The 24,092-nt window shown below is 66.5% G+C and carries 24 protein-coding genes; 13 read left to right on the top strand and 11 right to left on the bottom strand.

The genetic code is table 11. The features are described 5' to 3' along the window. Nucleotides 1–35 precede the first annotated feature (35 nt). Nucleotides 36–1,427: an aspartate aminotransferase family protein gene (locus P7A97_RS00005; protein WP_277687868.1), complete on the bottom strand. Its 1,392-nt coding sequence runs from the start codon at nt 1,425–1,427 to the stop codon at nt 36–38. Between the two features lie 122 nt (nt 1,428–1,549). Between P7A97_RS00005 and P7A97_RS00010 the strand changes: the two genes are divergently transcribed. The 4 genes from P7A97_RS00010 (at nt 1,550) to P7A97_RS00025 (ending at nt 5,474) form a co-directional block, all read left to right on the top strand. After that, complete coding sequence (locus P7A97_RS00010; protein ID WP_277687869.1) at nt 1,550–2,320, top strand: SDR family NAD(P)-dependent oxidoreductase; 771 nt, start codon at nt 1,550–1,552, stop codon at nt 2,318–2,320. 122 nt (nt 2,321–2,442) lie between these two features. Then, complete coding sequence (locus P7A97_RS00015; protein ID WP_277687870.1) at nt 2,443–3,129, top strand: GntR family transcriptional regulator; 687 nt, start codon at nt 2,443–2,445, stop codon at nt 3,127–3,129. Between the two features lie 66 nt (nt 3,130–3,195). Beyond that, nucleotides 3,196–4,797, top strand: a complete 1,602-nt coding sequence (locus P7A97_RS00020) for a tetratricopeptide repeat-containing response regulator (RefSeq protein WP_277687871.1) — start codon at nt 3,196–3,198, stop codon at nt 4,795–4,797. Then, the gene (locus tag P7A97_RS00025; RefSeq protein WP_277687872.1) at nt 4,794–5,474 is read left to right on the top strand and encodes a HAMP domain-containing sensor histidine kinase; all 681 of its coding nucleotides are present in this window, start codon (nt 4,794–4,796) and stop codon (nt 5,472–5,474) included. Before P7A97_RS00020 ends, P7A97_RS00025 begins: the two co-directional genes overlap by 4 nt. A 132-nt stretch (nt 5,475–5,606) precedes the next feature. Here the strand turns inward: P7A97_RS00025 and P7A97_RS00030 are convergent, their stop codons facing one another. The 3 genes from P7A97_RS00030 to P7A97_RS00040 form a co-directional block, all read right to left on the bottom strand. Beyond that, nucleotides 5,607–6,014 (bottom strand): SMI1/KNR4 family protein, encoded by a 408-nt coding sequence (locus P7A97_RS00030; protein WP_277687873.1) that lies wholly within the window; start codon nt 6,012–6,014, stop codon nt 5,607–5,609. Between the two features lie 77 nt (nt 6,015–6,091). After that, on the bottom strand, nt 6,092–6,508 hold the full coding sequence (locus P7A97_RS00035; RefSeq protein ID WP_277687874.1) for a hypothetical protein: 417 nt from the start codon (nt 6,506–6,508) through the stop codon (nt 6,092–6,094). A gap of 40 nt (nt 6,509–6,548) precedes the next feature. Continuing rightward, nucleotides 6,549–6,965 carry a hypothetical protein gene (locus P7A97_RS00040; protein ID WP_277687875.1) on the bottom strand — a complete coding sequence of 139 codons (417 nt, stop codon included), beginning with the start codon at nt 6,963–6,965 and terminating at the stop codon, nt 6,549–6,551. 59 nt (nt 6,966–7,024) lie between these two features. Here P7A97_RS00040 and P7A97_RS00045 point away from each other — a divergent pair, with 59 nt between their 5' ends. Together P7A97_RS00045 and P7A97_RS00050 are read left to right on the top strand one after the other, a co-directional pair. Beyond that, on the top strand, nt 7,025–8,089 hold the full coding sequence (locus P7A97_RS00045) for an aminopeptidase (protein ID WP_277687876.1): 1,065 nt from the start codon (nt 7,025–7,027) through the stop codon (nt 8,087–8,089). Between the two features lie 53 nt (nt 8,090–8,142). Then, a complete protein-coding gene (locus P7A97_RS00050; RefSeq protein ID WP_277687877.1) occupies nt 8,143–8,373 on the top strand; it encodes a DUF1161 domain-containing protein in 231 nt (76 codons plus the stop codon). Here P7A97_RS00050 and P7A97_RS00055 read toward each other — a convergent pair. Continuing rightward, nucleotides 8,370–9,014 (bottom strand): HAD family hydrolase, encoded by a 645-nt coding sequence (locus P7A97_RS00055; RefSeq protein WP_277688359.1) that lies wholly within the window; start codon nt 9,012–9,014, stop codon nt 8,370–8,372. The genes P7A97_RS00050 and P7A97_RS00055 overlap by 4 nt on opposite strands. A 5-nt stretch (nt 9,015–9,019) precedes the next feature. Next, nucleotides 9,020–9,571 (bottom strand): gamma carbonic anhydrase family protein, encoded by a 552-nt coding sequence (locus P7A97_RS00060; protein ID WP_277687878.1) that lies wholly within the window; start codon nt 9,569–9,571, stop codon nt 9,020–9,022. Between the two features lie 125 nt (nt 9,572–9,696). Between P7A97_RS00060 and P7A97_RS00065 the strand changes: the two genes are divergently transcribed. The 3 genes from P7A97_RS00065 to P7A97_RS00075 all read left to right on the top strand — a co-directional run bounded on the left by P7A97_RS00065 (nt 9,697) and on the right by P7A97_RS00075 (nt 13,802). After that, nucleotides 9,697–11,412 carry a diguanylate cyclase gene (locus P7A97_RS00065; protein ID WP_277687879.1) on the top strand — a complete coding sequence of 572 codons (1,716 nt, stop codon included), beginning with the start codon at nt 9,697–9,699 and terminating at the stop codon, nt 11,410–11,412. 72 nt (nt 11,413–11,484) lie between these two features. After that, entirely contained in the window at nt 11,485–13,533 is a 2,049-nt protein-coding gene (gene prlC / locus P7A97_RS00070; RefSeq protein ID WP_277687880.1) for an oligopeptidase A, read from the top strand. After that, complete coding sequence (locus P7A97_RS00075; RefSeq protein WP_277687881.1) at nt 13,530–13,802, top strand: YheV family putative zinc ribbon protein; 273 nt, start codon at nt 13,530–13,532, stop codon at nt 13,800–13,802. The genes prlC and P7A97_RS00075 overlap by 4 nt, the downstream gene beginning before the upstream one ends. Nucleotides 13,803–13,864: 62 nt before the next feature. Here P7A97_RS00075 and P7A97_RS00080 read toward each other — a convergent pair whose 3' ends face one another. After that, a complete protein-coding gene (locus tag P7A97_RS00080; RefSeq protein WP_277687882.1) occupies nt 13,865–14,665 on the bottom strand; it encodes a helix-turn-helix transcriptional regulator in 801 nt (266 codons plus the stop codon). A gap of 80 nt (nt 14,666–14,745) precedes the next feature. Here P7A97_RS00080 and P7A97_RS00085 point away from each other — a divergent pair, with 80 nt between their 5' ends. From P7A97_RS00085 to P7A97_RS00100, 4 genes are all read left to right on the top strand, one after another. Continuing rightward, complete coding sequence (locus P7A97_RS00085; RefSeq protein WP_277687883.1) at nt 14,746–15,741, top strand: bile acid:sodium symporter family protein; 996 nt, start codon at nt 14,746–14,748, stop codon at nt 15,739–15,741. 79 nt (nt 15,742–15,820) lie between these two features. Beyond that, entirely contained in the window at nt 15,821–16,879 is a 1,059-nt protein-coding gene (locus P7A97_RS00090) for a PA0069 family radical SAM protein (protein WP_277687884.1), read from the top strand. 94 nt (nt 16,880–16,973) lie between these two features. Then, nucleotides 16,974–17,699, top strand: coding sequence for a carbonic anhydrase (locus P7A97_RS00095; protein ID WP_277687885.1), 726 nt, complete (start codon nt 16,974–16,976; stop codon nt 17,697–17,699). A 266-nt stretch (nt 17,700–17,965) separates the two neighbouring features. Next, complete coding sequence (locus P7A97_RS00100) at nt 17,966–19,315, top strand: O-antigen ligase family protein (protein WP_277687886.1); 1,350 nt, start codon at nt 17,966–17,968, stop codon at nt 19,313–19,315. Nucleotides 19,316–19,318: 3 nt separating this feature from the next. Here P7A97_RS00100 and P7A97_RS00105 read toward each other — a convergent pair whose 3' ends face one another. Genes P7A97_RS00105 through P7A97_RS00120 form a run of 4 tightly spaced genes read right to left on the bottom strand, consistent with a single transcriptional unit; the run spans nt 19,319 to nt 24,083 of the window. Continuing rightward, nucleotides 19,319–19,681, bottom strand: a complete 363-nt coding sequence (locus P7A97_RS00105) for a VanZ family protein (protein ID WP_277687887.1) — start codon at nt 19,679–19,681, stop codon at nt 19,319–19,321. Between the two features lie 42 nt (nt 19,682–19,723). Further along, nucleotides 19,724–20,866 (bottom strand): glycosyltransferase, encoded by a 1,143-nt coding sequence (locus tag P7A97_RS00110; protein WP_277687888.1) that lies wholly within the window; start codon nt 20,864–20,866, stop codon nt 19,724–19,726. After that, nucleotides 20,863–22,050 carry an acyltransferase gene (locus tag P7A97_RS00115; RefSeq protein WP_277687889.1) on the bottom strand — a complete coding sequence of 396 codons (1,188 nt, stop codon included), beginning with the start codon at nt 22,048–22,050 and terminating at the stop codon, nt 20,863–20,865. Before P7A97_RS00115 ends, P7A97_RS00110 begins: the two co-directional genes overlap by 4 nt. Continuing rightward, on the bottom strand, nt 22,047–24,083 hold the full coding sequence (locus P7A97_RS00120; RefSeq protein WP_277687890.1) for an acyltransferase family protein: 2,037 nt from the start codon (nt 24,081–24,083) through the stop codon (nt 22,047–22,049). The genes P7A97_RS00115 and P7A97_RS00120 overlap by 4 nt, the downstream gene beginning before the upstream one ends. Between the last annotated feature and the right edge of the window lie 9 nt (nt 24,084–24,092).

Consider the following 24,092-nt stretch of genomic DNA (forward strand, 5'->3'; position numbering starts at 1 on the left):
TCTCCCCAGCCCTCTCCCGTAAACGGGAGAGGGAGTTAAAGGCGGGCGCCGGGGATGGCCAGCAGTTCGCTGATGGCCTGGTCGAGCATGCTGATCAGCTTGTCCACATCGGCCTCGGTGGTGCTCGGGCAGCACAGGGTCATGTTGTGGAACGGGGTGATCAGGATGCCGCGGTTGATCAGGTACAGGTGGATGGCCATCTGCAGCTCATCGTGGAAGGCGGCCTCGGCTTCGGCACCGGTCTTCGGCGACACCGGGCAGAACTGGAACTCGCTGCGCGCGCCCAGCTCGGTCACCGACCACTTGAGGTCGTGCTTGCTGATCAGGCTGCGGAATCCATCGGCCAGGCGCTTGGCCAGTGGCAGCATGTGCGCGTAGGCCGCCGGGGTCATCACCTGTTCCAGGTTGGCGCGCATGCAGTGCATGGCCAGGGCGTTGGCCGACAGGGTGGTGCCCATGCCGCTGTGGCCGTGGCCATGGCTGTTCTCGCTGGCGCGTTTGCGCGCGGCGCTCATGGCTTCGGCCATCTCGGCGCTGCAGCCGAAGATGCCGCAGGGCACGCCGCCGGCGATCGGCTTGCCGACCACGAAGAAGTCCGGGTCGAGGTTCCACAGTTTGGTGCAGCCGCCGATGTCGGTAGAGATGGTGTGGGTCTCGTCGATGATCAGCAACGAACCATATTTACGTGTGAGTTCCCGGCACTTCTGCATAAAGCCCGGCTCGGGCAGGACCATGCCGATGTTGGTCATCGCCGGCTCGCACAGCAGGGCGCAGACATCACCCTCAGCCAGCGCCGCTTCCAGCGCTTCAACATCGTTGAACGGGATCGAGCGGCTGTACTGGGTCAGGTCGTAGGCCTGGCCGACCAGGCCGGAGCGCGGCACGGTTTCGCCGTCGCGGTAGCGCACCATTACGTCGTCGACGGTGCCGTGGTAGCAGCCGTCGAACACCAGCAGGGTCTTGCGCTGGGTGATCTCGCGCGCCCAGCGCAGTACGTAGCGGTTGGAGTCGGTGGCGGTGGCGGTGACCTGCCAGAATGGCAGGCCGAAGCGCGCGGCCAGCAGTTCGCCGCAGACCACGGCGTCCTCGCCCGGCAGCATGGTGGTCAGGCCGTTGTTGCCCTGTTCGGCGATGGCCTTGGCAATCGGGTCCGGCGAATGGCCGAACATGGTGCCGGTGTCGCCCAGGCAGAAGTCGATGTGCTCGTGGCCGTCGACGTCGTAGAAACGCGCGCCCTTGGCACGTTCGACGAACAGCGGCACCGGGGTCGACCAGTCGGCCATCCAGTGCATCGGCACGCCGCCGTACAGGGAGTGACGCGCGCGCTCGGCGAGCGCCACGGACTTCGGATTACGGGCCAGGAACAGTTCGCGCTCGCGGGCGAAGAAGGTTTCCACGGCGGATGGGCTGATACCGCTGGCTGTCATGTTGCACACCTCGTTCGAATTTCTGCACATGCTATTTTGTGATCACAAAAATGGCAATAGATGCATTAATGGGTGATTGGTATTAGATTTAAATCAATTTTGTGATCACAAGGATCAGCCGGATGCAGTTCAACGAACAGGTGGCACTGATCAGCGGCGCGGGCAGCGAGAGCGGCATCGGCATGGCCATTGCCCGGCGCCTGGGCCAGGCCGGTGCCCGCGTGCTGGTCACGGCCAGCAGTGCGCGCATCGAACAGCGGGTCGCCGAACTCTGCGCTGCAGGTATTGAAGCACGGGGTTACGCTGCCGACCTGACCGATGAGCACCAGGTCGCCGCGCTGGTGGCCTGGGCCGAGGCGCAGTGGGAACGGCTCGACATTCTGGTGAACAACGCCGGCATGGCCATGCAGGGCAGCCCGGAGCCGTTCGCCGAACTGGCGGACATGGATCTGGCCACCTGGAACCTGTCCATCGCGCGCAACCTGGGCACGGCCTTCCTGCTCACCCGTGGCGTGCTGCCGGGCATGCGTGCCCGTGGCTACGGGCGCATAGTCAATATCAGCTCCACCACCGGCACGCGCGGCAGCAATCCCGGCGAGGCGGCCTACAGTGCGGCCAAGGCGGGGATGCTCGGCCTGTCCATGGGCCTAGCGCTGGAAGTGGCCAGGCAGGGCATCACGGTCAACAGCGTGGCGCCGGGCTGGATCGCCACCGGTTCCTCCACCGAGGAAGAGAAGCAGGCCGCCGAGTACACGCCGCTAGGCCGTGCCGGGCGTCCGGAAGAAGTGGCTGCGGCAGTGGCCTTTCTCGCCTCGCGCGAGGCCAGCTATATCACCGGCGAGGTCCTCGTCGTGGATGGCGGTAATTGCCTGATAGAGAACAAGACGCCGTGAGCTATTAGAATCCCCCTGCGCCGTTCTGGAGCGGCCTTCTTAAGCCAAAGGAATCCTTCATGCGCAATTGCTCGCTGACCCTCGCTCAACTCCCTGCACCACCGGTTCATGGGTGACTGACGATGGCCGACAATCTGCAGGAACAGCTCTACCAACGTATTCGTGAAGGCCTGCTGGCCGGGCGTTTCCAGCCTGGCCAGCGGCTGAAGATCCGCGACCTCGCCGCCGAGTGGGGCACCAGCCCGATGCCGGTGCGCGCCGCACTGCAGCGCCTGGTGGCCGAGGGTGCGCTGGAAGGCGAGCCGCAACGCTCGGTGCGGGTGCCGGCGATGACCCGCGAGCGCTACCAGAACATCTTCCAGGTACGCCTGGGCCTGGAGGGCCTGGCTGTGGAGCTGGCCACGCCCAACCTGAAAGCCGCCGACCTGGCCGAGTTGCGCGACTGCGTGGCGCGCATGGACGAGGCCATCGAGCAGCGTGACGTGCAGACCTATCTGGACGCCAACAGCCAGTTCCACCTGCAGTTGTATGGCGCCTGCGGCAACCCGGTGCTGCTGCGCTCCATCGAGTCGCTGTGGCTGCAGATCGGCCCGTTCTTCAATCGTCTGTTCACCGGCGCCGACCTGTCGCTACGGCTCAACGACTTCCACGAGGAAGCCTTTGCCGCCATCGAGGCTGGTGATGCCAAGGCCGCGCGTCAGGCCATGGAGCAGGACCTGCTCTACTTCGCGCGTTTCCTGCTCAACCTGCTGGAGCTGGAAAGTGCGCCGGGGCGGCGGGCGCAGCCGGTGCTGAGTCCGCCGGCGTAGTGGGCTGCCGGTGCGAAGGTTTTTCCTGGCATACACTGAAACGACTTTTCGCACCCGGGGCATTCGATGCAGGACTACAGCCAGCAGCGCTTTCTGGTCGTCGACGACTTCAACGACTTCCTCAGCTCGGTCAAGGCCATGCTGCGCGAGATGGGTGCGCGTGACGTGGACACCGCCAACCGTGGCGAGGAAGCCATCGCCCTGTGCCGGCAGAAGCGCTACGACATCATCCTCCACGACTACAACCTGGGCACCGGCAAGAACGGCCAGCAGGTGCTGGAGGAGTTGCTCACCCTGCGCCTGATCAGCCATCAGTGCATCTTCGTCATGGTCACTGCCGAGAGCAGCCAGGCCATGGTGCTCAGCGCCCTGGAGCATGAACCGGATGCCTACCTGACCAAACCCTTCAACCGCGCCAGCCTGGCCCAGCGCCTGGACAAGCTGGTGGAGCGCAAGAACCTGCTCAGGCCGGTGTTGCAGGCGCTGGACAAGCGCATTCCCGGCGAGGTGCTGAATGCCTGCGAGCGCCTGGCGCAGCAGGACAAGCGCCTGCTGCCGCTGTGCCAGCGCTACAAGGCCGGTGCCCTGCGCGAGCTGGGCCGTGACGAAGAGCTGGAACGCCTGCTCAATGCCGTGCTGGCTGAGCGGGCGATTCCCTGGGCCTACCAGGCGCTCGGTGGCCTGCTGCTGCGCCGCGGCGAGCACGAGCACGCCCGGCAGCTGTACGAGAAGGCGCTGCAGGCCTTTCCCATGCAGCCGGGGCTGTACGACGGTCTGGCCGCCGTGCTGGCTGCCCAGGGCGAGGGCAAGCGCGCGCAGGGCGTGCTGGAGGATGCGGTACGCCTGTCGCCGCTGGCCATCCGCCGGCAGGCGCAGCTGGGCAAGCTGGCCATGGACAACCAGGACTTTCAGAGCGCCAGCAAGGCCTATCGCAGCGCGGTGGAGCAGGGGCGCAACTCGCGCTTCAAGACCCCGGAGAGCTACCTCGGCCTGAGCCAGGCGCTGCTGTCCGAGTCCGGCGACGAGCCGCTGGACAAGCGCGCCCAGGCCGAGATCAACCAGGCCCTGGCCGAGCTGGACAGCCACTACGCCGAGGATCGTGCGGTGCGGGTGCGCAGCCGCCTGATGCAGGCCAACACGGCGCAGAAGAACGGCGACAACGCACGTGCCGCCGAACTGGCCGGGCAGGCCGCGGCAGAGCTGGACAGCCTGGGCGAATTCTTTTCCGCCGAAGCCGCGCTGAGCGTGGCCGCGCAGCTGCAGGCGCTCGGCCAGCAGGCCGCCAGCCAGCAACTGCTGAAGAGCTGCGTGGAAATCTACGGCGACGATGCCAACGTGCTGCGCGGGGTGGCCCGGCTGACCGACGATCCGGCCATTCTCGGCGGCGCCAAGGAGGCGGTGGAGCTCAATCGCCAGGGCGTGCGTGCCTATCAGCTGGGGCGCGCCGCCGATGCCCTGGAACTGTTTCGCCGGGCCCTGGCCCTGCAGCCGAAGAACATCAGCATCGCCCTCAATGTCGCTCAGGCCCTGCTGCGCCTGGGCGAGCCGATGGCCGACGACGCCCGTGCCGAGTGCCGCGCCTGCCTCGATGCGGTGCATATGATTCCCGCCAGCGACCCGCGCTACGAGCGCTACCAGCAGCTGCGCCAGCGAGCGTTCGGCGCATGAGTGGGCTGGATATCGCCACCGTCATCGCCTCCACCGTGCACGACATGAAGAACTCCCTGGCCCTGCTCGGCCAGTCGCACGCGCGCTGGCTGGCGCAGCTGCCGGCCGAGCTGCAGGGTGGCGCCGAGCGCGGGGTGATCGAGTACGAGTTCGCCCGCCTCAACGGCATGCTGGTGCAGCTGCTCGGCCTGTACAAGCTGGGGGTCAATCAGCTGCCGCTGTTTCCTGCCCACCACGAGCTGGACGATTTCATCGGCGCCCAGCTGGCGCGCCACCAGGATGTGCTCGACAGCCGTGGCATTGCCGCCCGCGGCGAGGTGGAGAGCTTCGACCTGATGGGTTTCTTCGACCAGGAGCTGATCGGCTCGGTGCTGGCCAACGTCATCGCCAACTCCATCCGCTACGCCCGCAGCGCCCTGCTGATCAGCGCGCGTGAGGAAGGCGGCGAACTGCTGCTGTGCGTCAACGACGATGGTGCTGGCTACCCGCAGGCGATGATCGAGCAGCAGGGCGACTATGTCCTCGGCCTTAACCAGAGTAGCGGCAGTACCGGCCTGGGCCTGTACTTCGCCGCGCGCATCGCCGAGCTGCATCGCCGCGGCGAGCGCTGTGGGCGCATCGAACTGGGCAATGGCGGGCCGCTGGGCGGTGGCGAGTTCCGGATCTACCTGCCCTGATCGGCTGGCCTAGAAGTGGCCGCGTGTAACAAGCCCCGCCCTACGCACTGCTCTTTTTGTGGGAGCGGCTTTAGCCGCGAAACAGCCGGGGAGCGCCCCAGGCTGCGGCGTACCCATGCGCGCGACGTGCGCCTACTCGCCCAGCCAGACGTCGCGTACCCAGTGCCAGACCGAGTCCCAGCTCTCGTCGGTCAGCTCGCCCTCGTCGCCGTCCCACAACACCACCTGGCCTTCCACATCCACGGCGTAGTAGTCGCGACCGTCCTGGCACAGCGGCACCAGATCGCGGGGCAGGCCCAGGTCCCAGGCCACCGAGGCGACTTCCGGCAGGTAGGTGTGAGATTGCGGGTCCGTGGCGGTCACCGGCTCGAGACGGCCGTAGACCACGTCGCTGACCTTGAGCAGGAATTCGCGCAGTTCAAAGGGCAGGTGGATGAGGATCTGCTCCTGGATCTCCACCAGGGTTTCCTCGTCCGGCAGCTCCAGCGGCACCGGTACCGGCTCGTTGAGTTCGCGCAGTTGTTCGATGACTTCTTCCACGGGTGGCTCCTGGCAGGCTGATCACGGCTGAGAGGGTAGCCGAGGGAGGCGCTTTTTACCCTGTCGCGGCGCGCCGCTCAACCGAAGGTGTTGCAACGCTGTACCTTGGCCCGCGTCAGCACCTGGCCAGCGGTGTCGTACAGCCAGCCCTGGGCTTTGTACTGCAGGGGGCGGGCCTCGATGCGGTAACGCTGGCCGGCGGCAAAATCGGCGTAACTGAAGCGCAGGTGACAGGTCATGGTGACCGGCTCGCTGCTGAAATCGCTGCCGCCGCCGGCGACCTCGAACTGGAAGCGGACGTCGAGGTCATGGGCGCCGGGGCTGACCTGGAAGTAGCGGCCATCGTCCCAGCGCTGGTTGTCCAGGCGATGGGCCATCAGGGTGTAGCCGGCGCGAATCTGCAGGTCGACCCAGGCTTGTTGTGGGTCGGGCTGCGGCAGCGGACTGGCACAGGCGCCGAGGGCGAGCGTGGCGATCAGGAGTGGTAGGCGCATGAGGACGTTCCTCCGGGCAGAGTGGCCAGCATAGCGCCGATCAGACATCGCCGCAGCGCCCTTCACGGGCGGTGGCCAGGGTGTAGCCGTGCTGGTCGCGCAGCTTGGCCCAGGGGCGGAAGCCGTGGCTGCCGGTCTCCAGGCGGTAGCGCTGGCCGGCGGCGAAACCGGCGTACTGCAGGTTCAGCAGGCAGGTGCGTGGCAGAGGCTGGCCTGGCGTACCGACATTCTCCGCCGCCACTTCGAAGTGCAGGCGCACCTGCACTTCGTGGTGTTCGGGTGACAGCTGTACATAGTCGGCATCGCCCAGGTCGTGGCCGTCCACTTGGGCGATGCCCAGTCGCTGGCCCTGGGCCGGGGCGAGGTCGAGCCAGGCCATGCTCGGATCATGACGCAGCCAGAGCTGGGCGCAGCCGCTGAGGGGGAGCAACAGGCAGAGCATAAGAGAGAGACGCATGACGGGCTTCCTGAGCGTGGGCATCGACAAGTGCGGAGGTACTGCCTAGGCTCGCGAGCATGTCTATTGCCCTACTCGACCTCTGTCGCTGGCGGCTGGTTCCGTTACTGCTCGGCCTGCTGCTGAACGGTTGTGCCAGCCTCGACTATTACGCCCAGCTCGGCCAAGGTCAGTTGGCCCTGCTGTCTGCCCGCGAGCCGGTAGATAAGCTGCTGGCCGACCCGACGCGTGATGCCGAACTCAAGCGCCGCCTGGCCCTGGCCCAGCAGGCGCGGGACTTCGCCAGCCGCACGCTGCAGCTGCCGGATAATCGCAGCTACCGCCTGTATGCCGACCTCGAACGGCCCTATGTGGTGTGGAATGTGTTCGCCACGCCGGAGCTGTCGCTGGCGCCGTTGACCCACTGTTTCCCCATTGCCGGCTGCGTGGCCTATCGCGGCTTCTACCAGCAGGGGCGTGCCCGTGGTTCGGCTGCCTTGCTGCAGGAGCGGGGCCTGGATACCTACGTCGCCGGCATCGAGGCCTATTCCACCCTGGGCTGGTTCGCTGACCCTATCCTCAACACCATGCTGCGCTGGGGCGATGAGCGCTTGGCGGCGGTGATCTTCCATGAACTGGCCCATCAACAGCTGTATGTGGCCGACGACACCGCGTTCAACGAGTCCTTTGCCAGCTTCGTCGAGCGCCAGGGCCTGCGCCAGTGGCGTACCGCGCGTGGTCTGGCGCCACTGGCGGCGGACGAGGAACGCCAGCGTCGGCAGTTCACCGAACTGATCCTGGCCAGCCGCGAACGCCTGCAAGTCCTCTATGGCAGCGTCGTCAGTGATGAGCAAAAGCGTCAGGGCAAAGCCGCCGAGTTTTCCCGTCTGCGCCAGGACTACGTGGCACTGCGCGACAGCCAGTGGCAGGGCGACACGCGGTACGACGCCTGGATCAACGCGCCGCTGAACAACGCCCGGTTGCTGCCCTTTGGCCTCTATGACCAGTGGGTAGACGCCTTCGCCGGGCTGTTCGAGCAGGCCGACGGCGATTGGTCGCGTTTTTATCAGCGAGCCGCGGAGTTGGCTGAACTGCCGGCCGAAGAACGTGACAGGGCGCTTCGGGCGCTGGCCGCGAGTCGCTAGAACCGACTCCCGTCAGGGAGGTCAGATGGGATGTGTTGATCGGGAGGTGAGCGATGAAACGGTGGATAACCCTGTCGGCGGCCTGTCTGTTCAGCAGTGCGGCCCTGGCGGCGCCCAAGCCTTGCGAGGAGCTGAAAGAGGAAATCGAGGTGAAGATCCAGGCCGCCGGCGTTGCCAGCTACACCCTGGAAATCGTGCCGAACGCCGAGGTCGAAGACCCCGGCATGGTGGTCGGCAGTTGCGAGGGTGGCAGCAAGAAGATCATCTACCAGCGCAACGGCTAGCCGAAGGCCCGGGCCAACTCCGGCAGGCTGGCGAAGTAGTAGGCCGGGGCCTCGCCCAGCAGCTCCTCGCGGCTGCCGAAGCCATAGCCGACGCCGGCTGCGTGCAGGCCGTTGCGGTGGGCGCCGATCAGGTCGTGCTTGCGGTCGCCGATCATCAGGCAGTCCGCGGGGTTCAGGCCTTCTTCCCGCAGCAGGTGGGCGATCAGCTCGACCTTGTCGGTGCGTGTGCCGTCCAGTTCGCTGCCGTAGATCACCTTGAAATGCCGGTCGAAGCCAAAGTGGCGGGCAATCTCGCGGGCGAACACGGTCGGCTTGCTGGTGGCGATGTACAGGGTACGCCCCTGGTCGACCAGGCGGGCGAGCAGGGCGTCGATGCCGTCGAACGCACGATTCTCGTACAGGCCGGTAACCTTGAAGCGCTCGCGATAGTGGTTCACCGCCTGCCAGCCTTGTTCCTCGCTGAGCTGGTAGGTGCTCATGAAGCACTGCAGCAGCGGCGGGCCGATGAAGTGCTCCAGCGCCGCCAGGTCGGGTTCGTGGATGTCCAACTGGGCCAGCGCATGCTGTACCGAGCGGGTGATGCCCTCGCGCGGGTCGGTCAGGGTGCCGTCGAGGTCGAACAGAATCCTGCGGTAGTGCATGTCGCTCACTTATCGCTGGCGTCGTAGCCTTCGGCCAGGTGCAGGTCTTTCAGCTTCACGTAGTTGGCTGCGCTGTAGCTGAAGAAGGCGCGCTCCTTGTCGGTCAGGGCGCGGGCCTGCTTCACCGGACTGCCGACGTACAGGTAGCCGCTCTGCAGCACCTTGCCCGGCGGCACCAGGGAGCCGGCGCCGATCACCACCTCGTCTTCCACCACGGCACCGTCCATGACGATGCTGCCCATGCCGACCAGGATGCGGTTGCCCAGGGTGCAGCCGTGCAGGGTGACGTTGTGGCCGATGGTGACTTCGTCGCCGATCAGCAGCGGGTAGCCGTCCGGGTTGAAGGGCCCGGCGTGGGTGATGTGCAGCACGCTGCCGTCCTGCACGCTGCTGCGCGCGCCGATGCGGATGCGGTGCATGTCGCCGCGCACCACGGCCATCGGCCACACCGAGGCGTCCTCGCCCAGCACCACGTCGCCGATCACCACGGCGCTGGCATCGACAAAGGCGCGCGGGCCCAGTTGCGGGGTGATCTGTTGATAGGTGCGAATGCTCACCGCGACTCTCCTCGATTGACTAGGCTCGCAATTGTAACCGCCACCGTTCGCCGCCCGGTGATGGCACAGCGCTATTTCGGCTGGCAGAATCCGCGGCAGTTCCCCCGCCGTTTGCGGGAACCATAATGACAACCGCCAGCCAGGCGGGAGGTTTGCTGATGTTCTGCCTGTTGAAGCCGCGTCTGGGGTGGCTGTTGTGCCTTTGCCTGCTGGCGGGGCTGGCCCGTGCCGAGCCATTGGCGTTGCAAGGGGCGATTCTGGATGGCGGTAACCTGTCACCGCACCTGCAGTTGCTGGAAGACCCGCAGGGCACGCTGACCCTGGAACAGGTGCAGTCGCTGGCGTTTCAGGACAACACGGCCGAGTCGGCCAATTTCGGTTTCAGCTCCTCGGCTTGGTGGGTGCGTCTGCGCCTGAGCAACCCGCACGATCGGCATCAGGAAGTGCTGCTGCGCCAGGACTACCCGCTGATCGACTGGCTGGAATTCTGGTCACAGGATGACCAGGGCAACTGGCAGGTGCGTCGTACCGGCGATCGCACCCCCTTCGTCAGCCGCGAAGTGCAGCACCGTGACTTCCTTTTCGTGCTCGACCTGCCGGCCAACAGCCAGCGCACCTACTACCTGCGCTATGCCTCCGGTGGCCCGGTCAATATCGCCCTCAGCCTGTATTCGCCGCAGGCGCTGGTCGAGCGCATCAGCCTGGAACAGCTGGCCTACGGCTGCTACTACGGTGGCTTCCTGGCGCTGGTGCTGTACAACCTGTTCATGTTCCTGGCGGTGCGCGACCGCGCCTTCCTGTTCTACCTGTTCTATGTCTGCTGCTATGGCCTGTACATGGCCGTGCACAACGGCCTGACCTACCAGTTCTTCTGGCCGGGCAGCCCGCAGCTGGCCAACGACAGCCTGCTGGTGCTGCTCGGCCTGTCGCTGTTCGGCAGCCTGAAGTTCACCCGCACCATCCTCGCTACCCGCAGCCGTGCGCCGCGCCTGGATCTGATCGCGCGAGGCCTGCAGGGCGTCTGTCTGCTGCTTTTGCTGGCCATCCCGCTGTTCACCTATGCCCAGCTGATCCAGCCGTTCTCCTACGTCACCCTGGTCGTCACCCTGCACCTGCTGTTGCTGGGCATTGCCTCGTTCGTCTCCGGCAGCCGCCCGTCGCGTTATTACCTGATGGCCTGGAGTGCGCTGCTGACGGGCGTGACGGTGTACATGCTGAAGACCTTCGGCCTGCTGCCGCACAACTGGCTGACCCAGAACGCCTTCCAGATCGGTTCGCTGATCGAAATGCTGCTGCTGTCCCTGGCCCTCGGCGCCCGGGTGCGCGACCTGCACCGCGACAGCTACCGCGATGCCCTCACCGGCCTGGCCAACCGCCGCCAGTTCGATGAGCGCATGCGCGAGCACTTCCAGCAGTACCGCGAATACGACCAGCCGCTGAGCCTGCTGTTGCTGGACATCGACCACTTCAAGCGTTTCAACGATGACTTCGGCCACCAGGCTGGTGACCGCGTGCTGCAGGAGGTGGCGCGGCTGCTGCAGATCGAGGTGCGCCGGCCCTATACCGCCTGCCGTTACGGGGGGGAGGAGTTCGCCGTGATCATGCCGGGCACCCAGGCCGAGGCCGCCGAGGTGCTGGCCGAGCGCCTGCGCCGCGAACTGCGCCAGGCCAGCCGCAGTGATGCGCCGCTGACCCTGAGCATCGGCATCGCCAGCCTGGGCGAAGGGCCGTTCGACTCGCCCGAGCAACTGTTTGCCGCTGCCGACAGTGCGCTGTATGCGGCCAAGAGCGGTGGACGTGACCGGGTGATGCACTGGGCGCCGGATTTATCATCGCCATAGAGCGCTTTGCTGCGGCAGGGTGCGACGCTTGTATTACTATGGCCGGCATTCCGTGACGCCAAGGTGCCGCCCGTGACCGCGAACAATCCCCTGCTGCAAGACTTCGACCTGCCGCCGTACTCCCAGATCAAGCCCGAGCACGTCGAGCCCGCCGTCGACCAGATCCTCGCCGACAGCCGTGCGGCCATTGCTGCCCTGCTGGACGCCCAGCGCACCAGCCCGAGCTGGAGCGGCCTGGTGCTGGCGCTGGACGAGCTGAACGCCCGCCTGGGCCGCGCCTGGAGCCCGGTCAGCCACCTCAATGCCGTGTGCAACAACGCCGAACTGCGCGCCGCCTACGAGGCCTGCCTGCCCAAGCTGTCCGAGTTCTGGACCGAAATGGGCCAGAACAAGCCGCTGTTCCAGGCTTACGAGGCACTGGCCGCCAGCCCCGAGGCGGCTGGTTTCGACGTGGCGCAGAAGACCATCCTCGAACACGCCCTGCGCGACTTCCGCCTCTCCGGCATCGACCTGCCGGCCGAGCAGCAGAAGCGCTACGGCGAGATCCAGATGAAGCTCTCCGAGCTGACCAGCAAGTTCTCCAACCAGCTGCTCGACGCCACCCAGGCCTGGACCAAGCACGTCAGCGACGAAGCGGCCCTGGCCGGCCTGACCGACTCGGCCAAGGCACAGATGGCCCAGGCCGCCGAGGCCAAGGGTTTGGACGGCTGGCTGATCACCCTGGAATTCCCCAGCTACTTCGCGGTGATGACCTACGCCGACGACCGCGCCCTGCGCGAAGAGGTGTACGCCGCCTACTGCACCCGCGCCTCCGACCAGGGGCCGAACGCCGGGCAGAACGACAACACGCCGGTGATGGCCGAGATCCTCGACCTGCGTCAGGAGCTGGCCAGGCTGCTCGGCTTCGCCAACTACAGCGAGCTGTCGCTGGCCAGCAAGATGGCCGAATCCACCGAGCAGGTGCTGCATTTCCTGCGTGACCTGGCCGTGCGCAGCAAGCCCTTTGCTGAACAGGACCTGGCCGAGCTCAAGGCCTTCGCCGCCGAGCAGGGCCTGGACGACCTGCAGAGCTGGGACGTCGGCTACTACAGCGAGAAGCTCCGTGAGCAGCGCTACAGCATCTCCCAGGAGCAGGTGCGTGCCTGGTTCCCGATCGACAAGGTCCTCAGCGGTCTGTTCGCCATCGTCGAGAAGCTCTACGGCATCCAGATCCAGGAGCTGTCCGGTTTCGACAGCTGGCATCCGGACGTGCGCCTGTTCGAGATCCGCGAGAACGGCCAGCACGTTGGCCGCTTCTTCTTCGACCTCTACGCCCGTGCCAACAAGCGCGGCGGCGCCTGGATGGACGGTGCTCGCGACAAGCGTCGCGATGCGGCTGGCCAGCTGATCAGCCCGGTGGCCAACCTGGTGTGCAACTTCACGCCAGCCGTCGGCGGCAAGCCGGCGCTGTTGACCCACGACGAAGTCACCACCCTGTTCCACGAATTCGGCCACGGCCTGCACCACCTGCTGACCCGCGTCGAGCATGCCGGCGCTTCGGGTATCAACGGTGTGGCCTGGGACGCGGTGGAGCTGCCCAGCCAGTTCATGGAGAACTGGTGCTGGGAGCCGGACGGCCTGGCGCTGATCTCCGGCCACTACGAAACCGGCGAGGCGCTGCCCCAGGCCATGCTCGACAAGATGTTGGCGGCGAAGAACTTCCAGTCCGGCCTGATGATGGTGCGCCAGCTGGAATTCAGCCTGTTCGACTTCGAGCTGCACGCCAGCCACGGCGATGGCCGCAGCGTGCTGGACGTGCTCGAAGGCGTGCGTGACGAGGTGTCGGTGCTGCGCCCGCCGGCCTACAACCGTTTCGCCAACGGCTTCGCGCACATCTTCGCCGGCGGTTATGCGGCCGGTTACTACAGCTACAAGTGGGCTGAAGTGCTGAGCGCCGACGCCTTCTCCAAGTTCGAGGAGGAGGGCGTGTTCAACGCCGAGACCGGCCGCGCCTTCCGTGAGGCGGTGCTGGCTCGTGGCGGCTCGCAGGAGCCGATGGTGCTGTTCGTCGACTTCCGTGGCCGCGAGCCGAGTATCGACGCGCTGCTGCGCCACCTCGGCCTGAGCGCGGAGGCGGCATGAGCGAGGTGACGCCCAAGCGCTTCATCGCTGGCGCCGTGTGCCCGGCGTGCAGCGGCCAGGACACCATCAAGATGTGGAACGTCGATGGCGTGCCCAACCGCGAGTGCGTGGCCTGTGGCTATGCCGACACCCTCAACGCCCAGGGCCAGTCGGTGCCTCGGGAGCTGGGTACGCGGGTCAATCAGGCCGCAGCCAAGCCGGCGGCGCCGAGCAAGGGGCAGACGGTGCAGTTCTTTCCCAACCCCAAGCTGAAAAAGCCCGGCGAGTGACAACCTAGCCCGGATGCAATCCGCGTGGTGATGTGTCGAGCATTCCCCGGATTGCATCCGGGCTACGGTCTGAGCGGGCGGAAGAACTCCCCGGGCGTGGCGCCGAACTGCATGCGGAACGCGGCGATAAAGGCCGACAGCGAGTCGTAGCCGCAGGCCAGCGCCACGTCGGTGACCCGCTCGCCCTGTTCCAGCGGCGTCAGCGCATCGAGCAGGCGCTGACGCTGGCGCCAGGCGCGAAAGGTCAGCCCGGTTTCACGCAGGAACAGGCGGCTCAGGGTCCGCTCGGAAACCCCCAGCTGCTGGCTCCAGTCAGCCAGGCTCAGGTGCTGTTGCGTGGTCTCGCCCAGTCCCGCGCAGATCAGGCGCAGGCGCGCGTCACGCGGCAATGGCAGGGACAGCGGCATCACCTCGGCCGCCTGCAGTTGATCGAGCAGCACGGCGCTGAGTCTTCCCGCGGCTCCCTGTTCGTCGTACTCGGCCGGAAAGCGGCTGAAGCCATTGATCAGCTCGCGCAGCAGCGGGCTGACCGCCAGCACCTGGCACTGTTCCGCGCCCCAGGGCACGACCCGACAGTCGATATACAGGCTGCGCATCTCGGTGCGCGGCGAGCTGAACACGCGGTGTTCGACACCCGCCGGCACCCACACCGCCCGCTGCGGCGGGGCGACGTAGCGGGCGCCGACGGTCTGCACCTCCAGCACGCCGGCGATGGCGTAGGACAGCTGTACCCAGGGATGGCTGTGGACGAAGGTCAGCGCACGGTTGGGCAGCGACTCGACGCGGCCATACAGCGGCCTGGGCAGCTGCGTCAGTTCGGGAACTGTGCGTTGCACGGTGTCGATTTGTCCGTTAGTCGACATTGGCTGGCTTGTTGGCGTTAGTCGGAAATCGGCGTTCACGATAAGTTGCCCACTCCCGCCACCGCAAGCCGAGTCCCATCATGCTGCGTCGTTTCCTCCCCGATGGTTTTACCCAGGCGCTGATCGCCATGGTCCTGCTGGCCAGCCTGCTGCCGGTCAGCGGCCAGATGGCCGTGGCGTTTGGCTGGCTGACCAACCTGGCCATCGGTCTGCTGTTCTTCCTGCATGGTGCCAAGCTGTCGCGCGAGCAGATCATCGCCGGGGCCAGCCACTGGCGTCTGCACTTGCTGGTGTTCAGTTGCACCTTCGTCGTCTTTCCGTTGCTCGGGATGGCGCTCAAGCCGCTGCTGGCGCCGCTGACCGGCGACGCGCTGTACCTGGGCATGCTCTACCTCTGCGCACTGCCCGCCACGGTGCAGTCGGCCATTGCCTTCACCTCGCTGGCGCGCGGCAATGTCGCCGCGGCGATCTGCAGCGCCGCCGCTTCCAGCCTGTTCGGCATCTTCCTCACGCCCTTGCTGGTGGCTCTGCTGCTGGATGTACAGGGCGACGGCGGCTCGACCCTGGACGCCATCGGCAAGATCACCGTGCAATTGCTGCTGCCATTCATCGCCGGGCAGATCGCCCGGCGCTGGATCGGCGATTGGGTGGGGCGCAACAAGCACTGGCTGCGCTATGTCGACCAGAGCTCGATCCTGCTGGTGGTCTACGGCGCCTTCAGCGCGGCGGTGGTCGAAGGGCTCTGGCAGCAGGTGCCGTTGCCGGCGCTGGCCGGGCTGGTGCTGGCCTGCTGCGTGCTGCTGGCCCTGGCGCTGGCCCTCTCTTACGGGGCCGCGCGGTTGTGCGGTTTCAACCAGGAGGACCGCATCACCATTCTGTTCTGCGGCTCGAAGAAGAGCCTGGCCACCGGTGTGCCGATGGCCCAGGTGCTGTTCGCCGGCAGCAGCATCGGCCTGCTGATCCTGCCGCTGATGCTGTTTCACCAGATCCAGCTGATGGTCTGCGCGGTGCTGGCGCAGCGCTTTGCCAACCGGCCGGAATCGGTCAGCGAACTGATGGGCCGCGTCGATCCCTAGCCTTGGGGCGACGAATACCGCTGGCGTTTTCGGGTCAAGCCAAATACTGTTTATATATACAGTATTTGGAGCGCCTGCCATGTCGTTCAACTCGCCGCCCCGTGGTCGCGGCACCGCCAGCAATCCGCACAACCGCTTTGCCCCGACCCGCAGTCAGGTCGAAGATGACGGCTGGTTCCAGGAAGAGACGCCGCCCTGTCGCGCCACCGAGGTGCGGGTCGAGCGGGCAAAGACGGTGATCAGCCGCAACAACTCGCCGGATGTCGGCTTCGACCTGTCGGTGAATCCCTATCGCGGCTGCGAGCATGGTTGTATCTACTGCTTTGCCCGGCCCAGCCATGCCTACTGGGACCTGTCGCCGGGCATCGACTTCGAGACCCGGCTGATCGCCAAGACCAACCTGGCCGAGCGTCTGGAAGAGGAACTGAGCAAGCCGGGCTATGTGCCCCAGCCCATCGCCCTGGGCATCAACACCGATGCCTACCAGCCTATCGAGCGCGAGCAGCGCCTGACCCGCCAGGCCCTGGAGATCCTCCTGCGCTTTCGTCACCCCGTGCACCTCATCACCAAGAGTTCGCTGGTGTTGCGCGACCTCGACCTGCTACAGCAGCTGGCTGCGCACAATCTGGTGAAAGTGGCGCTGAGTATCACCACTCTGGATGACGAGCTGAAACGCATCATGGAGCCGCGCGCCGCCTCGCCAGGCGCTCGCCTGCGCACCCTGCGCGAGCTGGACAAGGCCGGCGTGCCGGTGGCGGTGATGGTCGCGCCGGTGATTCCGATGATCAACGACATGGAGCTGGAGCGAATTCTCCAAGCGGCCAGCGAGGCCGGCGCGCGCTCGGCCGGTTATGTGCTGCTGCGCCTGCCGCTGGAAATCGCCGAGCTGTTCGAGGAATGGCTGGCTGCGCATTTTCCCGAGCGCGCCGAGCATGTGATGAGCCTGATTCGCCAGTCGCGGGGCGGCAAGAGCTACGACAGCCGCTTCGGCAGCCGCATGCGCGGGGAGGGCGCCTTTGCCGACCTCCTGGCGCAGCGTTTTGCCCTGGCGCGCAAGCGGTTTGGCCTGGATCGGCGTCGTTTCCAGCTGGATTGCAGCCAGTTCACTGCACCGGGCCAGCAACTGTCCTTACTCTAATTTGTGACTCTTCGAGGCTGGCGGCTGTCCGCATGGCAGGTCGATAATCTCCGTCTTCGCAGCCGCGCGACAGTATCAGCACGAGGTAGAAGCAATGCCCTACAAGCACAACGCCATTCCCCTGCAGGCGCGCACCGCGCCGGAGAGCGCCGATGAGGCGTTGAGCGCCATCGTCGGCGGCTTCAAACGTTTCCGTCACGAAGTCTTCCCGCAGCAGGAAGAGCTGTTCAAGGCGCTGGCCACCGCGCAGAACCCGCGTGCCATGTTCATCACCTGCGCCGATTCGCGCATCGTGCCCGAGCTGATCACCCAGAGCGCGCCGGGCGACCTGTTCGTCAGCCGCAACGTCGGCAACGTGGTGCCGGCCTACGGGCAGATGATGGGTGGCGTCTCCACCGCCATCGAATACGCGGTGCTGGCCCTGGGCGTGCAGCACATCATCGTCTGCGGCCACTCCGATTGCGGCGCGATGAAAGCGGTGCTGGCTCCCGAGAGCCTGGAAAGCATGCCCACGGTAAAAGCCTGGCTGCGCCACAGCGAAGTGGCGCTCAAGGTGGTCGAGGCGAATTGTGGCTGTGAGGGCCACGACCGCCTGGGCATCCTCACCGAGGAAAACGTGGTGGCCCAGCTCAACCACCTGTGCACCCACCCGTCGGTGGCGGCGCGCGTGGCCAGCGGCCAGCTGTTCATCCATGGCTGGGTCTACGACATCGAGACTAGCGCCATTCGCGCCTACGACGCCGAGCGCGGTACCTTCCTGCCGCTGGACGGGGACGTGGTGCCGATGGCCACGCCCAAGGCGCGCTACACCACGCGCTGACGCCCCGCGCCCGGCCGCTGAAATGCAAAACGCCCCGACCGTCAGGTTCGGGGCGTTTTGCATTGTGCTGCGCCGCTTTTGTGCAGAGCCTGGCGCCGCGCCTGCAGGGGGCACCGTGGCGCCAGGCCGCCGGGGGCGTGCGGTCTGATCATTGCAAGGTAAGGGCTGCACGTGCCTGCAACGAATTTGCAGGACAAGCATGCCTCAATAGAGCGGCCTGCCACATGTCGCAGCGCGAACAGTCTTTTCTCCAGCAAGGAATGCTCATGACCTGTTCATTGCCCAGTCTCGAACGCGCCCTGATGGCCGGTGTGCTGGTTCTGCTGCTCTGGATACCGCTGCCCCAGGGCAGCAATCGCGACTGGTCCATCGCCCTGCTGGTGTTGTTCTGTGCCGTGCTCGGCCTGGGCTGGGCGATCAATCGCTACCGCCGCAACCGCGCCGTCGGGCCGACCCTCAAGGCGGGCCTGCCGATGCTGGGGCTGCTGCTGCTGAGCCAGGTGTGGGTGCTGATCCAGTGCCTGAGCGGGCGGACGGCCGATCTGGCGGCGAGCTTCGAGGCGCTGATGCTCGGCCTAGCCTATGGCTTGCTGTTCCTGCTGGTGGTTGACCTGTTCCGCACCCGTAGGCGCCTGACCCTGCTGCTCGGCTGCCTGGTGGTCAGTGGCACGCTGCAGGCTTTCTACGGTGCGGCCATGACCCTGTCCGGGGTGGAGTGGGGCTTTCTGCAGAGCAAGACGGCCTATATCGGCCATGCGACCGGTACCTTCATCAACCGCAATCACCTGGCCGGCTACCTGGAGCTGACCATGGCCGCCGGGATCGGCCTGCTCCTGGCGCTGCGTGACGAGCGCCCGTTCAGCTGGGTCAACCTGCTGGAAATGCTGCTGGGCCCCAAGGCACGCCTGCGCCTGGCGCTGGTGGTGATGGTCATCGCCCTGGTGATGAGCCATTCGCGGATGGGCAATACGGCGTTCTTTACCAGCCTGCTGCTGGTCGGCGGCCTGTTCCTGCTGCTCAATCGTCAGCATCGCCTGCGCAACGGCCTGATTCTGGCCAGCCTGATCCTTATCGACCTGCTGATCATCAGCCAGTACTTCGGCCTGGAGAAGCTGGCGGATCGTCTGAGCAGCACGCAGCTGCAGGCCGACCTGAGCAGCCAGGGCGTGGTGCTGGAAGCCAACGACCTGCGTGCGCAGGTTTATGAGGACGCCATCCAGTTGCTGCACGAGCGCTGGTGGGACGGTCACGGGGCGGGGAGCTTCGAGGTGGTGTTTCCGCGGGTGGCCAGCGCGCAGATCGACGCGGCGTTCGACCACGCGCACAACGATTACCTGCAGTTCCTGATCGAGTACGGCGTGCTGGGCAGCCTGCCGCTGGCGGCCTTCGTCCTGCTGGCCCTGTTCCATGCGGTGCGGGCCATGTGGATGCGCGAGTCGACCTACCGCAGCGGCGTCGGTGCGGGCGTGTTGCTGGCGCTGATCGCTTTGCTGCTGCATGCGTTCGTCGACTTCAACCTGCAGATCCCGGCCAACGCCGCCACCTTCGTGGTGTGCTGCGCGCTGGCGGTGCTGGCCAGCGAACACTTTCGCGAGCGTCGGGCGCAGCCCCGCTGAGGTTCAGCGCAGCATCTGCAGCGCGGCTGGGCGCTGCAGGCGCCGGATCAGGCTGGCGGTCAGCAGCCCCAGACAAACGCCGGCGACATTGGCCAGCATGTCATCAAGCGCGGGTGTGCGCCGCGGCAGCAGGCCCTGGGCCAGTTCGATACCCAGTGACAGCAGGAGGCAGTAGAGCCCGACCCAGCACAGGTGGCTGCGCACGAAAGCCAGGCGTGCGCTGCAGGCCAGCGCGGCGAAGGCAGCGAGGTGATGCAGCCAGTCCTGATGCTCGAACAGCTGTGGTACGGGATCGCTGCGCAGCCCCAGTATCAGGGTGACGCCGAGCACGCAAAGGAAGCAGAGCAAAGCGAGATAGCGGCTCATCCAGAATTCCTGGCGGGGTGACGACAGATCAGAGTATGGCCCTCACATGGCCGTTTGCTGTGAGGTGTGCGCTGTGCTGGCTTGCCCGGCATCGGCCAGCAATGCCAGGCTCAGCTCGGCGTGCTGCCGGGCGAAGGACTCGGCGCTCAGGCCCGGACAGCCGATTTTGCTCTGCGCCGAGCGCGCCATGGCCAGCGCTCCTTCCGTGTCGCGGGCCAGCGTTTCAATGGCCTGGCGCAATGCCAGCGGATCGTGAGGGGGCACGTAGCGGACATCGTCGTCAGCGAAGTAGGCGCGCAGGCCGCCGGTGTCACTGACAATCACCGGGCAGCCCTTGATCACGGCTTCCTCCACCACGGTGATGCCGGAGGCGTGCAGGTTGTCCACCAGCGGTACGATCACCAGATCGGCTTGGGCGAACAGCGCTTCCAGCTCATCGTTATGCCGGGCTTTGACTACCCGGCAGTTCTCCATGTTGGCCACCAGGCTTTGATTGATCGTGGCGGAGACGATGGTGAGCTCTAGCTGTGCTTGGCCGTGCACGGCGGCCACCAGCGTGGGCCAGTCGCGGTGACGGTCATTACCGAGGGAGAGCAGCTGCAGTCTGCTGCCAGCGGCCGGTGCCTTGGGCGCGCGCAGGCCTCCGGTGGCGATGCCGAAGCGCACCAGTTCGCAGCGCTTGCCCGGAAAGATCTCCTGCGCCCTGGCCTGATTGAGCGGCGACAGGAAGGTCAGGATGTCGGCCCGCTGCAGCAGCGTCCGGTAGCACCAGCGGCGCAGCTTGCCGAAGCTGTCCCAGCGGTCGCATAGCCACACCGATTGCAGGATCAGGCGTGGCGCTTGCCGGCGCGGGTACAGGCGGCAGAGCAGGGTGGCGGCAAGGCTCTGGCTTTCCGTATGGGTCCAGACCACTTCGGCGGCGAAGAAAGCGCGGCGATTGCGCCAGGCGTGCACCAGGTCGAATCCCAGTAGCGCGCCTATTCCCAGGCGTACCACCTTGGCGAACAGCCCTTCGTCGGCATCTTCCGAATAGGTGACGGCGACACCGTATTTCTCCGCATGGTGATAGCCGTAAGCGTATTCCTCGTTCAGGCCAATGATCTTGCCGGCCTTGTACAGCCGGTTCCACCGGGCGGCGCCGAAGCCATGCGCCAGCAGGACAAAAACCGCGGGGCGGCGGGTCATCGTTTCACCTCGATCGGGAACTGGACGCGGGGTTGCTGGAGCAGCAGCTTGCGCAGGGCATCCTGGGCGGGCCGCTCGAAGTAGCGATAGGTCGGCAGGCACAGGGCGAGCAGCAGGGCGAAGAACAGCAGCAGTGCCCACGGCTCGTAGAAGAGGTCGGAGGCGATGCCCAGCTGCCGCACGGCGATGAACAGCGCCAGCTGCAGCGGGAAGTGCAGCAGGTAGATGGCGTAGGTCAGGTCGCCGATGCTGGCCAGGCGTCGACCGAGATGGCCACGCAGGGTTTCGCCGAGCACCAGCGCCAGAATGGTCAGCGGAAACAGCAGGCCCACCACCAGCAGCCGACTCAGCTTGAGCAGGATGGCCGGCAGCTGCTGGGCCAGCGACGGCGGTAGGTAGCTGCCCAGCTGGGCTTGCAGCCAGGGCAGCAGCCAGGGCCGGTGCACTTCGCTGAGGGTCGCGAGCCAGAGCAGCGCAGCGGCGCCGATGACGAACGGCGCGATGGGCCGCACCCACTGGCGCCGGTGCAGTTCGCGATAGAGCTGGAACAGCAGGCCGCCCAGGAAGAACGAGAACAGCCCTCTGCCGAGAATGGGGTGCACGGTCATCAGCGCCAAGCCGGCCAGCACCAGGGCGATGTTCAATCCCAGGCGCAGGCCGAACACCCGACAGGTGATGAAGAACAGCAGGTACATCAATACCTCGAGCGACACCGACCAGATCGGGCCGTTGAACGAGGGGCCCTGCTCCAGGCCCCAACCCGACACCAGCAGCAGGTTGAGCAGGGCGTGATAGGCGTCGTTGTAGGGCGTCACGAAGTAGTCGCCACTGCTCGCCAGCAGCCAGTGCTGCATGACCAGCACCAGCAGGAAGCTCACCAGGTGCAGCGGGTACAGCCGGGAAAAGCGCAGCACGAAGAACTGCCAGGCGCCGACGCGGCGGTCCGCCACGGCGTCGGCATAGAGCCAGAAGAACACGAAGCCGGACAGCGAAAAGAACAGGTCCACCGCCAGCCAGCCGGCCTGGTAGGCGAAGAAGAACAGCGCGTAGAACGGCTGGGCCTGCAGGTCGTAGGGCACGAAGGTGCTGCCGTCGAAGAAGAAGTGCTGCCAGTGCCAGAACACCACCACGAGGGCGGCCAGCCCGCGCAGCAGGTCGAGGGAGTAGAAGCGGTGCGGCATCATCGCTGCTTACCCGGTTGATAGTGCGCGTGCAGTTCGCCCGCAGCCCTCTGTGGCGCGGGCGCCGAGGTGGTCTCGAACATGTCGCGAAACAGCGGAACCAGCAGCTCGCCGCCGCGGGCATTGAGGTGGTCGTCATCGGTGTAGAGCGGCAGCCCGTCGCGATCCCCGGCGCAGCTGTCACCCGGGCACAGGTACGGCAGCGGGTCGAGAATCCGCACCCCGCAACGCTCGGCGGCCAGGTTCTGGGTCTGCCAGGCGAAGTGGTTGCGCTGGTGGTACTCGGCCTGGCTGATGCTCACCTGCACTGTCTCCCCGCGCAGCAGCGCGCGGCCCATGGTGCGCGGTACGTCCAGGCGCAGCTCGGGCGTGGGGCGCAGCAGGTAGACCGGGCGCTGGCGGGCGAAGCGGCAGGCGGTTTCGATGATGCCGTCACGCATGGCCTGCAGATAGGCCGGGCTGCGGGTGGCGAACGGTGTGGTGAAGTACAGGTAGGGCACGGCTACCTCACGGGTGCGGTCCGGCTCGTTGGGCCCGAACAGGTAGTAGGACGTACGGTTGATGATCAGCAGCGGTGCCGTGCCCAGTGCGGGATCGTCGGTCGCCGCCTTGCCCTCGACGAATTCGCCGCAGCGGTAGCCCAGCTGGTCGACCGCATGAATCCCGGCAATGGTCGGGCAGTTGCTCATGGTCCAGTCCAGTACATGCAGGCTGGAGGTCGGTAGCGCCTGTTCCACCGCGCGCACCAGGGCGCCGGCATGGCTGTCGCCGATAACGATCACGCCGAGCCGCTCGCCGCCGTAGGTGCATTCCGGCACCTGGCTGAATTCATTGCGCAGGCATTCGTCGCGACGCGGGTTGGCATCCCGGGTCGCCGCGAAGACCGCGTCCACCTCTGCCGGGACACGTCCGGGCACGCCCTGGCGCAGCTGAATCAGCAGGCCCGGCAGGACCACCAGCAGCGTCGCCGCCACCAGGGCGGACGTGGCCGGCAGCGGCGGCAGGCGCTGCAGCATCACCCGCGACGGCTGCTCGACCAGGCGATAGGACGCCCACCCCAGGGCCAGGCTGAGCGCCAGGCCGACCAGTATCGCCGCCGCTTGCCCGGACAGCTCCAGGTAGCGCAACACCACCGCCAGCGGCCAGTGCCACAGGTAGACCGAGTAGGAACAGCGGCCGAGCCACTGCGCCAGGCGGTTGCCGGTCCAGCGTGAGTGCGGGCGCGCGGCGATCAGCACCAGCAGGGTGCCGCTGACCGGCACCAGCGCCGCCCAGCCCGGCCACAGGGTGTCGGCGGAAAAGCCCAGGGTGGCGGCCAGGATCAGCCCCAGGCCAAGTGCTTCCAGGCCCGTCCGCCATGCTGCGGCCAGCCTCAGCGGCGTCGCCAGCAGGTAGACCAGTCCGCCGGCCAGCAACTCCCACACGCGGGTGGGCAGCAGGTAGAACGCCGCACTGGTCTTGACCGGCGTCGCCAGCCCGCTGAGCAGCAGCGACAGCAGGCAGCCGAGGGCGAGGACCGTCACCAGAGCCTGCCGGCGCGGCAGCACGCGCCAGGTAATCCAGAGCAGCACGGGCAGTATCAGGTAGCACTGCCATTCCACCGACAGCGACCAGGTGTGCAGCAGCCAGTTGTCGTGGGCGTCACGGGTGAAATAGCCCGCCTCCCGCCAGAACAGGATGTTGGAGAAGAACCCCAGCGCGGCGACGGCCTGCTGGCCCAGTGCGGCGTACTCCGTGGCCGGCAGCCAGGGCCAGCCGAGCAGCAGCAGGGTGGCGCAGAGCACCGCCAGTGCCGGCAGGATGCGCCGGGCTCGCGCCAGGTAGAAAGCCAGCAGAGAGAAGGGGCGCTCGTGCTGGCGCAGACCGCGCACGATGATCCCGGTCATCAGGAACCCCGAGATCACGAAGAACACGTCGACACCGACGAAGCCCCCGGAGAACCCGGGGACGTCGAAATGGAACAGCACGACCACCGCCACTGCCCAGGCCCGCAGGCCGTTGATATCCGCGCGAAAGCGCATGGGGGAGGCGTTCATGGGGTGGCG

Origin of the sequence: Pseudomonas sp. GOM6, from assembly GCF_029537485.1 — a bacterium.
Classification (GTDB): domain Bacteria; phylum Pseudomonadota; class Gammaproteobacteria; order Pseudomonadales; family Pseudomonadaceae; genus Aquipseudomonas.

Excerpts from the sequence above, each read along its gene's own strand:
- P7A97_RS00005 (WP_277687868.1), bottom strand. The coding sequence starts at position 1,427 with ATGACAGCCAGCGGTATCAGCCCATCCGCCGTGGAAACCTTCTTCGCC.
- P7A97_RS00010 (WP_277687869.1), top strand. The coding sequence starts at position 1,550 with ATGCAGTTCAACGAACAGGTGGCACTGATCAGCGGCGCGGGCAGCGAG.
- P7A97_RS00015 (WP_277687870.1), top strand. The coding sequence starts at position 2,443 with ATGGCCGACAATCTGCAGGAACAGCTCTACCAACGTATTCGTGAAGGC.
- P7A97_RS00020 (WP_277687871.1), top strand. The coding sequence starts at position 3,196 with ATGCAGGACTACAGCCAGCAGCGCTTTCTGGTCGTCGACGACTTCAAC.
- P7A97_RS00025 (WP_277687872.1), top strand. The coding sequence starts at position 4,794 with ATGAGTGGGCTGGATATCGCCACCGTCATCGCCTCCACCGTGCACGAC.
- P7A97_RS00035 (WP_277687874.1), bottom strand. The coding sequence starts at position 6,508 with ATGCGCCTACCACTCCTGATCGCCACGCTCGCCCTCGGCGCCTGTGCC.
- P7A97_RS00040 (WP_277687875.1), bottom strand. The coding sequence starts at position 6,965 with ATGCGTCTCTCTCTTATGCTCTGCCTGTTGCTCCCCCTCAGCGGCTGC.
- P7A97_RS00045 (WP_277687876.1), top strand. The coding sequence starts at position 7,025 with ATGTCTATTGCCCTACTCGACCTCTGTCGCTGGCGGCTGGTTCCGTTA.
- P7A97_RS00050 (WP_277687877.1), top strand. The coding sequence starts at position 8,143 with ATGAAACGGTGGATAACCCTGTCGGCGGCCTGTCTGTTCAGCAGTGCG.
- P7A97_RS00055 (WP_277688359.1), bottom strand. The coding sequence starts at position 9,014 with ATGCACTACCGCAGGATTCTGTTCGACCTCGACGGCACCCTGACCGAC.
- P7A97_RS00065 (WP_277687879.1), top strand. The coding sequence starts at position 9,697 with ATGACAACCGCCAGCCAGGCGGGAGGTTTGCTGATGTTCTGCCTGTTG.
- P7A97_RS00075 (WP_277687881.1), top strand. The coding sequence starts at position 13,530 with ATGAGCGAGGTGACGCCCAAGCGCTTCATCGCTGGCGCCGTGTGCCCG.
- P7A97_RS00080 (WP_277687882.1), bottom strand. The coding sequence starts at position 14,665 with ATGTCGACTAACGGACAAATCGACACCGTGCAACGCACAGTTCCCGAA.
- P7A97_RS00085 (WP_277687883.1), top strand. The coding sequence starts at position 14,746 with ATGCTGCGTCGTTTCCTCCCCGATGGTTTTACCCAGGCGCTGATCGCC.
- P7A97_RS00090 (WP_277687884.1), top strand. The coding sequence starts at position 15,821 with ATGTCGTTCAACTCGCCGCCCCGTGGTCGCGGCACCGCCAGCAATCCG.
- P7A97_RS00095 (WP_277687885.1), top strand. The coding sequence starts at position 16,974 with ATGCCCTACAAGCACAACGCCATTCCCCTGCAGGCGCGCACCGCGCCG.
- P7A97_RS00100 (WP_277687886.1), top strand. The coding sequence starts at position 17,966 with ATGACCTGTTCATTGCCCAGTCTCGAACGCGCCCTGATGGCCGGTGTG.
- P7A97_RS00105 (WP_277687887.1), bottom strand. The coding sequence starts at position 19,681 with ATGAGCCGCTATCTCGCTTTGCTCTGCTTCCTTTGCGTGCTCGGCGTC.
- P7A97_RS00110 (WP_277687888.1), bottom strand. The coding sequence starts at position 20,866 with ATGACCCGCCGCCCCGCGGTTTTTGTCCTGCTGGCGCATGGCTTCGGC.
- P7A97_RS00115 (WP_277687889.1), bottom strand. The coding sequence starts at position 22,050 with ATGATGCCGCACCGCTTCTACTCCCTCGACCTGCTGCGCGGGCTGGCC.
- P7A97_RS00120 (WP_277687890.1), bottom strand. The coding sequence starts at position 24,083 with ATGAACGCCTCCCCCATGCGCTTTCGCGCGGATATCAACGGCCTGCGG.